The 15,326-nt window shown below is 37.2% G+C and carries 9 protein-coding genes and 1 pseudogene; 4 read left to right on the top strand and 6 right to left on the bottom strand.

Features of this window, described 5'->3' with window-relative positions; all coding sequences use genetic code 11:
- The first annotated feature begins 201 nt into the window (after positions 1–201).
- Both gltB and J3U59_RS05950 read left to right on the top strand, forming a co-directional pair.
- Positions 202–4,659 carry a glutamate synthase large subunit gene (gene gltB, locus J3U59_RS05955; protein ID WP_065633254.1) on the top strand — a complete coding sequence of 1,486 codons (4,458 nt, stop codon included), beginning with the start codon at positions 202–204 and terminating at the stop codon, positions 4,657–4,659.
- Between the two features lie 13 nt (positions 4,660–4,672).
- Positions 4,673–6,085 carry an FAD-dependent oxidoreductase gene (locus J3U59_RS05950; RefSeq protein WP_267333823.1) on the top strand — a complete coding sequence of 471 codons (1,413 nt, stop codon included), beginning with the start codon at positions 4,673–4,675 and terminating at the stop codon, positions 6,083–6,085.
- A 79-nt stretch (positions 6,086–6,164) separates the two neighbouring features.
- Here the strand turns inward: J3U59_RS05950 and J3U59_RS05945 are convergent, their stop codons facing one another.
- The 3 genes from J3U59_RS05945 to mazG form a co-directional block, all read right to left on the bottom strand.
- Entirely contained in the window at positions 6,165–6,857 is a 693-nt protein-coding gene (locus J3U59_RS05945) for a glutathione S-transferase family protein (RefSeq protein WP_267333824.1), read from the bottom strand.
- A 96-nt stretch (positions 6,858–6,953) separates the two neighbouring features.
- Positions 6,954–7,394: a hypothetical protein gene (locus J3U59_RS05940; protein ID WP_065633257.1), complete on the bottom strand. Its 441-nt coding sequence runs from the start codon at positions 7,392–7,394 to the stop codon at positions 6,954–6,956.
- Complete coding sequence (mazG, locus tag J3U59_RS05935) at positions 7,387–8,193, bottom strand: nucleoside triphosphate pyrophosphohydrolase (RefSeq protein ID WP_416379595.1); 807 nt, start codon at positions 8,191–8,193, stop codon at positions 7,387–7,389. Before mazG ends, J3U59_RS05940 begins: the two co-directional genes overlap by 8 nt.
- Positions 8,194–8,430: 237 nt before the next feature.
- On the opposite strand from mazG, the gene J3U59_RS05930 reads away from it, so the two are divergent.
- Complete coding sequence (locus J3U59_RS05930; RefSeq protein WP_267333826.1) at positions 8,431–10,437, top strand: OPT family oligopeptide transporter; 2,007 nt, start codon at positions 8,431–8,433, stop codon at positions 10,435–10,437.
- Between the two features lie 251 nt (positions 10,438–10,688).
- A complete protein-coding gene (locus J3U59_RS05925) occupies positions 10,689–12,614 on the top strand; it encodes an ABC transporter ATP-binding protein (protein ID WP_267333827.1) in 1,926 nt (641 codons plus the stop codon).
- 1,548 nt (positions 12,615–14,162) lie between these two features.
- Here the strand turns inward: J3U59_RS05925 and nusG are convergent.
- The 3 genes and pseudogenes from nusG to J3U59_RS05910 form a co-directional block, all read right to left on the bottom strand.
- Positions 14,163–14,708, bottom strand: a complete 546-nt coding sequence (gene nusG, locus J3U59_RS05920) for a transcription termination/antitermination protein NusG (RefSeq protein WP_065633261.1) — start codon at positions 14,706–14,708, stop codon at positions 14,163–14,165.
- A 1-nt stretch (position 14,709) separates the two neighbouring features.
- A complete protein-coding gene (secE, locus tag J3U59_RS05915; RefSeq protein WP_065633262.1) occupies positions 14,710–15,111 on the bottom strand; it encodes a preprotein translocase subunit SecE in 402 nt (133 codons plus the stop codon).
- A 135-nt stretch (positions 15,112–15,246) separates the two neighbouring features.
- A pseudogene (locus J3U59_RS05910) lies at positions 15,247–15,326 on the bottom strand (elongation factor Tu); the annotation flags it as partial.

Here is a 15,326-nt window from a genome sequence, read left to right as displayed (position 1 = left end):
ACTTAATCATTACCTTAATAATCAACAAGCTACAAATCAATTATTAGCTTCATTAATAACTCTGATAGACCTTATTAAAAGATTGACTTATAAGTAATATTTATTTGACCAAAATACCTTTTTTCTTTAATTTCTTAGCCATTATGGGATTAATGCCTATACCTTCACAAAATATAAAAGCGATGATTTAGAGGCAATGATATGTTATATAACCAGCATCATGAAAAAGATAACTGCGGATTTGGTTTGATAGCCCATATTGAAGGGCAACCAAGTCACAAGGTGGTGCGTACAGCAATTCACGGATTGGCAAGAATGCAGCACCGTGGTGCCATTTTATCTGATGGTAAAACGGGCGATGGCTGTGGGCTTTTAATGCAAAAACCCGATCGATTTTTTAGGCTAGTAGCTGAAGATGCCGGATGGCGTTTAGCAACAAATTATGCTGTAGGCATGCTATTTTTAAGCCAAGACGAAGCCGAAGCTCAAGCTAGTCGTGAAATTGTTGAAGAAGAGTTAGCGGATGAAACTTTATCAATTTTAGGTTGGCGCGAAGTGCCAATTGATAAAAGTGTGTTGGGTGAAATTGCCCTGTCATCACTACCAAGAATTGAACAAGTCTTTGTTAATGCGCCTGCGGGTTGGACAAAAATTGATTTAGAGCGTCGTTTATATATGGTTAGGCGTCGCATAGAAAAACGTGTGCAAGATGATACGTTTTATGTCTGTAGTTTTTCAAATCAGGTCAATATCTATAAAGGTCTTTGCATGCCTAAAGATTTACCTCGATTTTATTTAGATTTGGCAGATATTCGTATGGAAACAGCAATCTGTTTATTCCATCAACGTTTTTCAACCAATACTGTACCACGTTGGCCACTTGCCCAGCCATTTAGACATTTAGCCCACAATGGTGAAATTAATACTATTGAGGGCAATCGCCAATGGGCCAAAGCGCGATCTTATAAATTTAAAACCCCGCTTATACCTGACTTACAAAATGCCGCGCCATTTGTGAATGTAACGGGTTCAGATTCAAGTTCACTTGATAATATGCTTGAATTATTCCTTGTTGGTGGGATGGATATAGTGCGTGCAATGCGTTTACTTGTTCCGCCAGCATGGCAAAACAATCCAGATATGAATGAAGATCTGCGTGCCTTTTTTGATTTTAACTCTATGCATATGGAACCATGGGATGGTCCAGCAGGCATTGTTATGTCGGATGGTCGTTATGCTGCTTGTAACTTAGATCGTAACGGTCTACGCCCTGCTCGTTATGTTATTACCACAGACAAACTCATTACCTGCGCATCGGAAATCGGTATTTGGGATTACCAACCGGATGAAGTGGTAACTAAAGGGCGCGTCGGTCCGGGCGAATTACTGGTGATTGATACCGAAGAAGGTCGTATTTTACAATCGTCCGAAACTGATAACGATTTACAAAAACGTCACCCATACAAAGAGTGGATGGCTAAGAATGTAAAACGTCTGATTCCAGTTGAAGATCTTCCTGATGATGATATCGGCTCTCGTGATTATGATGATACGTTACTGGCGACTTACCAAAAACAATTTGGTTATAGCAATGAAGAACTTGATCAATGCATTCGCGTTTTAGGTGAAAATGGTCAAGAAGCAACAGGCTCTATGGGCGATGATACGCCATTTGCGGTATTATCAAGCCGTCCTCGCTTAATTTATGATTACTTCCGACAAAAATTTGCGCAAGTAACCAATCCACCTATCGATCCATTGCGTGAAGCGCACGTTATGTCACTTTCTACCAGTATTGGCCGTGAAATGAATGTGTTTGCCGAAGCGGAAGGACAAGCGCATCGTGTGGCATTTAAATATCCAGTTTTAGTGTATTCAGATTTTCAGCAGTTAACGACGTTAGAGTCAAAATACTATAAATCAGAAACGCTTGATATTACTTATGAAATTGATGGTAGCTTACGTGATGCAATTGAACAGCTTTGTGGTGATGCTGAAGCCAAAGTAAAAAATGGCACAGTATTGCTGATTCTATCAGATAAAAATATTGCAGCCGATCGCCTACCCATTCCTGCGCCAATGGCTGTTGGTGCCGTGCAACAACGTTTAGTTGAGAAAAATTTACGTTGCGATGCCAATATTATTGTTGAAACTGCAAGCTGTCGAGATCCACATCAGTTTGCTGTCTTACTAGGCTTTGGCGCAACTGCAATCTATCCATATTTAGCGTATGAAACTTTAGCGCAAATGGTTGATAAAGGTACGATTAATAAAACCTATCGTGAAGCCATACTTAATTATCGTAACGGGATTAATAAAGGTTTATATAAAATCATGTCCAAGATGGGCATTTCGACAGTCGCCTCTTACCGTTGCTCTAAACTGTTTGAAGCAGTTGGCTTACATAAGGATGTGGTAGAACTCTGTTTCCAAGGTGTCACAAGCCGAATTAGTGGTGCTAATTTTGATGATTTTGCTCAAGACCAATTCAACCTATCCAAAAAAGCGTGGTTACGTCGTAAACCATTAGAACAAGGTGGATTACTCAAATTTGTACATGGTGGCGAATACCACGCTTATAATCCAGATGTGGTGCAGTCATTACAAAAAGCTGTAAATAATGGTAGTTATGAAGAGTATAAGCGTTATGCCGATATCGTTAATAATCGACCTGTTGCTACATTACGTGATTTATTAAAACTTAATCCACCAGAAAGTGGGGCTATTGCACTTAATGAAGTCGAACCTGAAGAGGCTTTATTTAAACGTTTTGATTCCGCTGCGATGTCAATTGGCGCGTTAAGTCCTGAAGCGCATGAATCTCTTGCAACCGCAATGAATACGTTAGGTGGTTTTTCAAACTCTGGGGAAGGCGGCGAAGATCCTGCTCGTTATAACAGTATAAAAGTGTCACGCATCAAACAAGTGGCTTCTGGTCGCTTTGGCGTTACACCAGGTTATTTAATGAGTGCGGATGTGATTCAAATTAAAGTGGCACAAGGCGCAAAACCGGGTGAAGGTGGGCAATTGCCGGGTGATAAAGTCACCCCTTATATTGCAAAATTACGTTTTTCTGTGCCGGGGGTGACATTAATTTCACCACCTCCTCACCACGATATTTATTCAATTGAAGATTTGGCACAACTTATTTTTGACCTGAAACAGATCAATCCAACAGCGATGATTTCAGTTAAATTAGTTTCGGAACCGGGTGTTGGAACAATTGCAACAGGGGTTGCTAAAGCTTATGCCGATTTAATCACGATTTCCGGTTACGATGGTGGTACCGGAGCCAGCCCATTAACATCTGTGAAATATGCCGGCTCGCCATGGGAATTAGGTCTGGTTGAAACGCAACAATCGCTTGTTGCTAATGGTTTACGTCACAAAATACGCCTACAAGTTGACGGCGGCCTTAAAACGGGTGTTGATATTGTAAAAGCCGCTATTTTAGGAGCGGAAAGTTTTGGCTTTGGAACGGGGCCAATGGTTGCCTTAGGCTGTAAATATTTACGTATTTGCCATCTTAATAATTGTGCAACCGGCGTTGCGACTCAAGATGAGAAATTACGAAGTGAGCACTATCATGGATTACCTGAAAAAGCGATGAATTATTTCCGCTTCATTGCTCGTGATACGCGTGAAGTTATGGCTGAACTAGGTGTTAGTCGCATCATCGACTTAATTGGTCGTACTGATTTGCTGTTAGAACTCGATGGCATAACAGCTAAACAACAAAAACTTGATTTATCAGGATTACTCAAAACAGCGACACCGCTTGAAGGTAAACCGGTATATTGTATTGAGGATAATAAACCGTTTGACAAAGGACTACTTAATAAAGCGATCATCACCCAAGCACAAGAAGCGGTGGATAATCGTCAAAGCAAAAGTTTCTATTTTGAAATTCAAAATACCGATCGTTCAGTTGGGGCAAGTTTATCCGGCTATATTGCTAAAAAATATGGCGATCAAGGTTTAGTGACCGATCCTATCAACCTTAACTTTAATGGTACAGCCGGTCAAAGCTTTGGAGTATGGAATGCCGGTGGTGTGGATTTAACCCTTACAGGTGATGCTAATGACTATGTTGGTAAAGGCATGGCGGGCGGACGTATAGTCATTCGCCCCCCACAAGGTTCGGCATTTTTAAGCCATGAAGCAACCATTGCCGGTAATACCTGTTTATATGGTGCAACTGGCGGTAAATTATTTGCCGCAGGTCGTGCCGGTGAACGTTTTGCCGTACGTAATTCTGGTGCTATCAGTGTTGTTGAAGGCATCGGTGATAATGGCTGTGAATATATGACAGGCGGGATTGTTTGCGTACTTGGTAAAACTGGGGTTAACTTTGGTGCTGGTATGACTGGTGGATTTGCCTATATTTTAGATGCTGACGGTGATTTTCATAAACGTATCAATAAAGAGTTAGTCGAAATGCTAAATGTTGCTGATTATTCAATACATGAAGAGCACTTACGAGGCTTAATCATGGAGCATGCTCAACTTACTCACTCATCACGCGCTGAAGAAATTTTAGCTAATTGGCAAGATTTTGCTAAACAATTTGTTTTAGTTAAACCTAAATCGAGCGATGTAAAAGCGCTGCTTGGTCATCGTAGTCGTTCATCAGCAGAACTACGCGTTCAAGCACAGTAAGGAGAGCACGCAAATGAGTCAAAATGTTTATCAGTTTATCGATTTACAACGTGTCGATCCGCCAAAAAAACCGTTGAATATTCGTAAAATAGAATTTGTTGAAATTTACGAAGGATTTTCCCCTGCGCAATCTCAAGCCCAAGCCGATCGCTGTTTGGCTTGTGGTAACCCATATTGTGAATGGCGTTGCCCTGTGCATAACTATATTCCGAATTGGCTAAAATTAGTTAACGAAGGTAAAATTTTAGAGGCAGTTGAACTCTCTCATCAAACTAATAGTTTACCGGAAGTTTGTGGCCGTGTTTGCCCTCAAGATCGACTTTGTGAAGGATCATGCACCTTAAACGCAGAGTTTGGCGCTGTTACTATCGGTAATATTGAACGCTATATTACCGATGAAGCCTTTAAAATGGGCTGGAAACCTAACTTAACTAATGTTGAAAAAACCGGATTAAAAGTCGCCATTATTGGTGCGGGTCCTGCAGGACTTGCTTGCGCTGATGTTTTAGTACGTAATGGTGTAACACCGGTAGTTTTTGATCGTCATCCTGAAATTGGTGGGCTATTAACCTTTGGTATTCCTGCATTTAAATTGGATAAGGAAGTATTAATTAACCGTCGTAAAATTTTTACCGAGATGGGAGTTGAGTTTCGTCTAAATACCGAAGTAGGAAAAACAGTTCAATTATCTGAGTTACTTAATGAGTTTGATGCTGTTTTTATTGGAACAGGCACCTATCAATCAATGCGCGCAGGACTTGAAAATGAAGATGCTAACGGCGTTTATGATGCGTTACCATTTTTGATCGCCAATACTAAGCACATAATGCATCATGAACAAACCAAAGATACCCCATACATCGACATGAAAAATAAGCGTGTAGTTGTATTAGGTGGGGGAGATACAGCGATGGATTGTGTCCGCACTTCAATTCGCCAAGGTGCAACTAACGTGACTTGTGCCTATCGTCGGGATGAAGCCAATATGCCGGGTTCTAAACGCGAAGTTAAAAACGCCAAAGAGGAAGGGGTACAATTTCAATTTAATGTACAACCATTAAGTATAGAAATTAGCAATACCGGACACGTTACCGGCGTGAAAATGGTCAGGACTGAATTAGGTGAACCAGATGCTAAAGGCCGCCGCTCACCGGTTATTATTGAAGGTTCAGAATTTGTTCTTCCTGCTGATGCTGTAATTATGGCATTTGGCTTTAAACCCCATGCTATGCCATGGCTAGCCGAACATGGTGTTGATTTTGATGATAAAGGACGGATTATCGCTCCAGAAATGAAAGGTTATCAAACAACCAATGCCAAAATCTTTGCTGGCGGCGATGCAGTACGAGGCTCGGACTTAGTCGTCACTGCTATTAGCGAAGGACGCAAAGCAGCAGAAGGAATTTTAGATTATTTAGAAGTGTGATTGCGTTTTTAGATTAAATCCAAAGATTACCCCCACTTACGCAATGTTAAGTGGGGTTATTTTTTAGCAAAATCTTTAATTATCGGTGTAATCGATAAGGTTCATCCATCGTGACAAAACTGTGTTCTTTTAACGCTGCATTTATCCAATCTTGAATACCTTTAGTATGACAAATCGTTTCAATGTAATTAGCTAAAGTTGAACTTGTCTGAATATGATAATTTTTTAATCTTAAGCATAAAGGTGCATAAAATCCATCAGCTATACTAAAATCACCAAATAAATAGCGATCATTTGATTTGTTAGAAGATAAAAAAGACGTTAATAAATCATCTAAGAACAAGAGCTCTTTTTTAACTTCGGGGTGATCACGTAAAATTATCTGCCCAACTTCTGGCAATTCAGCCTCGATATTCATGGGTAAATAATTTCGAATCGCTTGAAATCCCGAATGCATTTTTGCAACTAAGCTACGAGCCATTGCCCTACGTTTTATATCCGTTGGCCATAGTGCTAAATTGCGATGCTGTTCATCTAAGTATTCACAAATCGCTAAAGAATCAGTAATGACAAGATCGTTATCAACAAGTATCGGAACAGTTCCAAATTTTGAAATGGATGATATCGTAGTTTTAAATATAGAATCTTCATCAAAACTATCGAATTTAACCAATTTTTCAGCAAAGGGAATATCAAAGTATTTCATCACCACCCAAGGCCGCATAGACCACGTAGAGTAGTTTTTATTGCCGATATAAAGTGTGTAATTCATTTTCAGCCATCCTTGGAATAAAGATTAAGTTTAGCTTTAGGCGCTAATCTTACTTAACCTTTTCATTAAGAATCTTAAACAGTACACTTTATGAAGTTATAAATAAACCACATGCGTGCCTTTTTCAGGTTGGAAAGTCGCTTTACCAAACTCATCAAGAAAATAAGCAATATGATCAGTTTTATCACCCAATAAACGCCCTTTCACTTTATTCCAGGTCATTAGCACAATCATTGCATCGGGTTCACAGCAAATCAGCATAGGTTGTTCAAACTCTTCATTATAATAAAACTCGCCACCATATATTTTATGTGCGGTGAGTAATAGGTAGCATCCATACTCTTGAGCAATCATATTTAATTGTTCTTCAGGAATACTAAAGTTTTTTTCGGCAATTTCACTGATAATCATTTCTACAACAGTGATGCTCTTTTCAGAGTAATCAAGCTGATTAATGCTCCATGTTGGACTATGTAATATCGCATTTTGTGCCCATGCTTCTATTTCTTGATACAGTTCGTTTTTTTGTTCAGTCATTTTTATTTACTTCGCTATTTGATTTTTCTAATTGCTTAACACTTTGCCACGCGTCTTCCATTTGTTCAAGTGTTGCATCAACTAAAGCCAGATTTTTTTGTTTTAATAGTGATTCCACTTGTTTAAATCGACGAACAAACTTGTTATTTGCTTTTTGCGCGCAAAGTTCCGATTTAACTTTCAAATGACGTGCTAAATTAACCGTTGCAAAAATCAAATCGCCTAATTCTTCTTCAATTTTTTCTTGTTCAAGTGTTGATTTATTTAGCTCTTGCTCGACTTCAATTAGCTCTTCTTTTACTTTATCTAAGACAGGCTGCAACGCTAACCAATCAAAACCAACAGATGCACAGCGTTTTTGGATTTTCTCAGCTCTCATCAAAGCAGGAAGAGAATTAGGAATATCATCGAGTATCGAGAACTGTGCTCGCTCATTACGCTCTTGTTGTTTGAGCTGCTCCCAATTGGGTTTTGCAGCAGGATTATCTGAAAAGATATGTGGATGACGACGGACTAATTTATCAGCAACCGCATTGCAAATATCATCAAAATTAAACGCCTTTTGTTCGTCAGCCAAATCAGCATAAAAAACAATTTGAAATAACAGATCGCCTAATTCATTTTTCAGTTCTTGCATATCTTGTTGATCGATAGCCTCTAAAACTTCGTAAGTTTCTTCTAAAGTATAAGGCTTTAATGAGGTAAAAGTCTGTACGCGATCCCATTCACAACCATTAATCGGATCACGAAGTTGCTTTGTAATAGCTTGTAGACGCTTTAATCCATTCACGGTAGATATCTCAATTAAATTGATCTAAGCGCATATTGTAATATATTCACAATAAAACAGTTATTATTTTAATATTACTAACCTATTACTACTCAAAATATTCATAATAAATTCAAGCACAATTACACTAAAAAAAATTTAACAAGCAAAAAAAATCCAAATAAGACAAACAAAAACAGATAAACAACAAATAAAGTAAATTTCAGTATATAATGTCGGTATGATAAATCAATTACATTAATAAAAATGAATAACTTACGTGAACTTACATTAAGAGGCACTATTCTAGGTGCCTTTATAACGATTATTTTTACTGCATCTAATGTCTATTTAGGTTTAAAAGTTGGATTAACATTTTCTTCTGCTATTCCAGCAGCCGTTATTTCTATGGCAATATTGAGGCTTTTTTCTGGCTCAACCATTTTAGAAAATAATATGGTGCAAACCCAAGCATCAGCAGCGGGTACCCTGTCTTCAATTATCTTTGTATTACCGGGATTATTAATGATTGGTTACTGGCAAGGTTTTCCGTTTTTACAAACCTTTGCCATATGTGCTGCAGGAGGGATGTTGGGCGTATTATTTTCAATCCCATTGCGTCATGTTATGGTAGTAAAAAGCACACTACCTTATCCCGAAGGAATCGCCGCTGCGGAAATTTTAAAAGCTGGCTCAAAATCAGGGGATAACGATACCAATGAAGGGCTGAAAGATATTTTAGTCGGTGGGGTCATCGCTTCTGTAGTCAGCGTTTGTACCAATGGTTTTCGATTACTATCTGAAAGTATCTCTTATTGGTTTACCGGTGGTAAATCAATCTTTCAATTACCAATGGGTTTTTCGTTAGCTTTACTTAGCGCAGGTTATTTGATTGGTATTATTTCGGGTATTGCTGTGTTAGTTGGGACAATTATTGGTTGGGGATTTGGTATTCCTATTTTAAGTCTTATAACCGATTATGATACTAATGAGCCTTTATCTAAAATTGCTATGGGACTTTGGGCAAAAGACATTCGCTACATTGGTGCGGGTACAATTGCAATTGCTGCAATATGGACATTATTAACATTAATCAAACCAGTTATTGAAGGCTTAAAAATATCATTCAGCACTTTACGTTCTGATGTTTCAGCGAATGATATCGCCGAAACAGATCGCGATCTCTCGCCTAAATCAATCTTTTTGATAATGGGTGGGATACTAATTATCTTAATCGTGACTTTTTATTCATTTATTTCTGGCAGTGGGTTATCAACAGGCGTTGCATGGGCATTAGTATTTTGTGCAGTGCTATTTGCTTTTATTATGGGCTTTTTAGTTGCTGCCGCTTGTGGTTACATGGCTGGACTAGTTGGCTCGTCCGCAAGTCCAATATCAGGCATTGCCATTGTCGCAGCTATTGTAATTTCGCTTATCTTATTAGGTTTAGGTGAAGCCAATGGTATGTTAGCTTCCGTTGAAGGATCCAATTTTGCGACTGCGTTAGCACTATTTACTACCAGTTCAGTTTTAGCCGTTGCTTGTATTTCTAATGATAATTTACAAGATCTTAAAACAGGCTATCTTGTTAAAGCGACCCCTTGGAAACAACAGGTTGCTTTACTCATTGGTTGTGTGGTTGGTGCTATTGTTATCGCGCCTATTCTTGAGATTCTCTATAACGCATATGGTTTTACTGGGGCATTACCACGAGCAGATATGGATCAGTCACAAGTGTTAGCTGCGCCGCAAGCAACCTTAATAACAACTATCGCCAAAGGAATATTCTCTCATCAACTTGATTGGACCATGATTATAATCGGTTTGGCGGTCGGTACAATGATTATCATCATTGATTTAATTTTAGCAAAATCAAAATGTCGCTTCCGTTTACCTGCATTAGCGGTGGGCTTAGGTATCTATTTACCGCCGACCATTACTATGCCAATCTTCGTGGGCACCATACTGTCGTGGTTAATTAAGCGTAGCGCTTATGCTAAAGCAAAAAAACAAAATTTAGATCCTCAAGCGCAATATAAAAAAGTTGATCGTAAAGCGGCGTTAATTGCTTCGGGATTAATTGTGGGTGAAAGTTTAGTTGGTGTGTTATTAGCGGTAGTGATTGTTATCAGTATTGCCAGTGGCGGTAGTGATGCACCACTGGCTATATCGGCTGACTTAGGTACATTACCACAATATTTGGGATTAGCGGTATTTGTGGCGATCTGTTTGTACTTTATTCGTCGATCGTTAACAGCAATCAAACAATCATAATAGAACTAAATAACGTTAAGCCCTTTAGCAATCATAAAGGGCTTTCATTTATCTGAAAGCCTTACCTACCTATCCCTCACATTGATATTGCAATCAATGATTTTCATGGTTATATCAACAATTTGTTGTGCAATTTTAGGCGTTAGATTATAAGGACTCATTACCATCTTGGTCATCCTATTTTGATTTTACTTGAACTTCAATTTTTGCTAGGATAGCGCATTTTATTTTGAATAATAGATCACTATATCATGATTATTTTTGATTCCATCCAAATTCGCCGAGGTGTTAATCTACTATTAGATAATGCTTCCGCTACTATTAATCCTAAACAAAAAGTGGGATTAGTTGGTAAAAATGGTTGTGGAAAATCCACCTTATTTTCGCTAATTAAAGGTGAAATTCAAGCAGATGGTGGTAGCTTGAGCATTCCTGCACAATGGCAACTTGCTTGGGTTAATCAAGAAACACCCGCTTTAGATGTGCCGGCTATTGAGTATGCTATTGATGGGGATCGAGAGTATCGCCAATTAGAACAGAAATTAGCCATTGCTAATCAAGAAAATAATGGTGAACAAATTGCAATTATTCATGAAAAACTCGATACCATTGATGCTTGGTCAATACAGGCAAGAGCTGCAACACTATTACATGGTTTAGGATTTTCTAACGAACAACTTCTGTTACCGGTTAAATCCTATTCGGGCGGTTGGCGAATGCGACTAAATTTGGCACAAGCGTTAATGTGTCGTTCTGATTTACTGCTACTGGACGAACCGACCAATCACCTTGATTTAGATGCTGTAATTTGGCTTGAAAAGTGGTTAAGTAATTATCAAGGTACACTAATTTTAATCTCACATGACCGCGATTTTTTAGATCCGCTAGTGAATAAAATTATTCACATCGAACAAAAGAAATTATTTGAATACACAGGCAATTATTCCTCATTTGAAACACAGCGCTCAGCAAAACTGGCACAACAACAATCATTATACGAAAGCCAACAACAGAAAGTCGCTCATTTGCAAAGTTATATCGACCGTTTTAGAGCTAAAGCAACCAAAGCGAAACAAGCGCAAAGTCGAATTAAAATGCTAGAAAAAATGGAACTGATAGCACCGGCTCATGTGGATAATCCTTTCCATTTTAATTTTAAACCTTCTGAATTTTTACCAAGTCCATTATTGATGATGGATAAAGTGGTTGCCGGCTATGGAGATAAAATTGTCCTTGAAAAAATTAAATTGAATCTTGTGCCAGGCTCAAGAATTGGTTTATTAGGACGCAATGGAGCGGGTAAGTCGACCTTAATTAAATTATTAGCGGGCGAACTACAACCTAAAGAAGGCCATATTAATTTAGCCAAAGGTGTTCAATTAGGCTATTTTGCTCAGCATCAGTTAGAGTATTTGCGTGGTGAAGAATCGCCACTTTGGCACCTAACCAAACTTGCTGATCCTAAAATAACAGAACAAGAACTGCGTAACTATTTAGGTGGTTTTGATTTTCATGGTGATAAAGTCAATGAACCTGTAAAAACATTTTCAGGCGGTGAAAAAGCGCGATTAGTGTTAGCATTAATTGTTTGGCAAAAACCCAATTTATTGTTACTTGATGAACCCACTAACCATTTAGATTTAGATATGCGTCAGGCATTAACCGAGGCGCTTATTGATTTTGAAGGAGCTTTAGTTGTTGTATCACATGATCGTCATCTATTACGTTCAACAACTGATGAGTTTTATTTAGTCCACAATCATAAAGTCGAACCATTTAATGGCGATCTTGATGACTACCAAAAATGGCTTGCTGAAGAACAGAAAGCTGAAAATCAGTCTGAACCCGATCAAGATACGGCTAAAAAAGATAGTGTTCAAAATATTTCTTCGCAAGAGCGCAAAGAACAAAAACGTCGTGAAGCGGAATTAAGATCACAAATGCAGCCAATAAAAAAATTGTTGCAAAAAGAAGAGAAAGTTCTTGAACACCTGACAAAACAATTAAAAGCGATTGAAGAACAATTAGCTGATCCAACTATTTACGAAACAGAAAATAAATCACAATTAACCGAATTATTACTTAAACAGAGCCAACTTAAAGGTGATCAAGAAGAATCAGAGATGAAATGGTTAGATTTACAGCAGCAACTAGAAGATTTTAACTGTGAGGTTTAATATTGTTTTTTGACTTTTATTTTTGCTAATTAACATATAGCCATAATAATCTTTACTAAAAGAGCAACATTGAAACGCATTTTATTGTAAAGGGCTAATTTTGAATATTGTAATAAAAGCAAACTCGCACACAAATATATCCTTGTTTGGTTGCTGTTGACTAAAGCAACCAATACAAAAGCAAATGATGTAAAAGATAAAATAAGATCGCCTTATGAAAGGTAGTCTTATACTTTATCCTTAGTAAAAATAGAAATAGTTAAACAAATCAAATTGTATTGCTAAAAATAATTTATTGAATTTGTCTAGGCAATTTACTCATCTAATACCAACATTCCTTTTCGATGAATTTTTAGATAAAATTCATCGCCGTCTTTTGGCTTTAAATTAAATGGAATTAACTTTTAAAAATAAGATTTAATCATGCCAGTTAACTGAAATCTCATACAAAGACACCCTGCACACTATATTTTCGGCATGATATTTTTGGCAATCTTCAGCTTTTTTGGTCATCAACTCAATAGTTTCTAGTCTAATACCAACAATACACTGTGTTGATTTAAGTTTGATTTGATCTTGGCATTTCAGCTTTTAATCTAAAATTGAAATATAATCATAGTGATAATGTGCTAAAAAAATATTAGCACACCCATAAAATTAGTTTTTGATAAACCTAAATAGTTAGTAGCAAATTCCGTAACATCCCATCATCGGCATAACACAAGTCTAACAACAACAGTCAGGGTAATAATTGATAATAAAAAGTTCGACCTATAACCATTATATGCTTAGCATATTCTAGCACTATGCGGTGCATAAATTACCCCTAAATGCCGCATTAACTCCAACAGCAATACCTAATAAAATTGCGTTAAAAATAACTCGAATAAATAGATCGTTGATAAAATATTAATAAATTGAAACGGTATAAATTTTTCTGTCCATGAACATCGTCAAAATATAGCCGGAGTTGGGTATACGGCACATACTAATATGGTAATTGTTATTATTGTTTTAATGACAAAGCAATCACCTTCCATTCCCTAAAAGCCAGCAAACTTATGCATCATCATCATTTCAAACCAAAAAATATTATTGCATAACCCATACGGGAATAACAAAACCATAAGCTTGTTACAGTCAATACCATACAAAATAATGTATAAATAGCATCAAAATTAAAAATTTGATTTAAAACATAAAGTTAATTACACCATTATGAGCTATAAAAATATTTTTAAGCGAAGATACTTAATGAGAAGAGTAGCTAGTAGAAATATACTAATGAAGTAAAAATAGACAAAAAACTAAATGCAGTACAAATCATATCTGTCGGTGATGAACAAATTCACCTTTATGTTTATCCTATCATTTTATCGAAAGGATAAAACGTTGACGTGGATCCAAACAAGGCTATCTACGTCATTACATTTAAATAGCGAATAAAAAATAGTAATTGTTATTTTTAAGGCAGATTTTTTGCATAAAAAAATCACAGAATAATTTCTGTGATTTTTGTTGTCATTGAATTAAAAATATTCAAATAAATTAGCTTTTTTCTACTTGGCTAAAATCAAGCTCAACAGGTGTTGAACGACCAAAAATAGAAACTGAAACTTTTAGGCGACTTTTTTCGTAATCAACTTCTTCAACCACACCATTAAAGTCAGCAAATGGCCCTTCATTAACACGCACAAGCTCACCCGGTTCAAACAACGTTTTAGGACGAGGTTTGTCACCGACTTGTTGCAAGCGGTTCATAATTGCATCAACTTCACGTTGACTGATCGGTGCTGGTCTATCCGATGTACCACCAATAAAGCCCATAGTTCTTGGTACACTTTTGACCAAATGCCAAGTCGCATCGTTCATTATCATTTCAACTAGTACGTAACCTGGGAAGAATTTACGTTCACTTTTACGGCGTTGACCACTTTTCATCTCAACGACTTCTTCTGTAGGAACTAATACTTCGCCAAATGCGTCTTCCATATTATGTAATTTGATATATTCACGTAATGATTGTGCAACACGCGCTTCATAACCCGAGTAAGCTTGAATGACATACCAACGTTTTTGTTGTGCTTCGCTCATATTAACGTCCTATTGATGTTAAATAAAAGACTATTGAACGGAATAAAGAATCCATTCCCCAAAGTGCTAAGCCGACAATCACAGTAATTGCAGCAATGAGTAAAGTTGTTTGTACGGTCTCTTTACGTGTTGGCCAAACTACCTTTCTTAGCTCTTTTCTAGATTCTTGTAAAAACACATAAAATGCCTTACCTTTATTTGTTGTAAAGGCAATAAATAAAGTTAACAACGAAATTACAACAACCGCAATAATTCGCACGATAGTATTTGGTTGATATATATCATTAGGTCCAGCAAAATAGAAATTCCCCCAGACAATAAACGCAATCAGTACTAGAACTAAACCCCATTTGAATTTGTCTAGATTCGTGTTTGTATCTTGACTCTCGTTACTTACTAGCATATAAAACCTATGATTATGTTATTTATAATAATATCTATTTTCCAAAATGCTCTTTAAAGAAAAACATTTTGCTAAACAGACTAGATAAGAAAGGGTATCAAACGACACCCTTCTTATTGTCGCTAGTGTATAAAATTATTTAATAACTTTAGCAACAACACCCGCACCAACAGTACGGCCACCTTCACGAATCGCAAAACGTAAACCTTCTGCCA

This window comes from Gilliamella sp. B3783 (assembly GCF_026536125.1).
In the GTDB taxonomy this organism is placed as follows: Bacteria; Pseudomonadota; Gammaproteobacteria; order Enterobacterales; family Orbaceae; genus Gilliamella.
The sequence above is the reverse complement of the archived record's forward strand: the minus strand, read 5'-3'. Positions and strand labels throughout refer to the sequence as shown.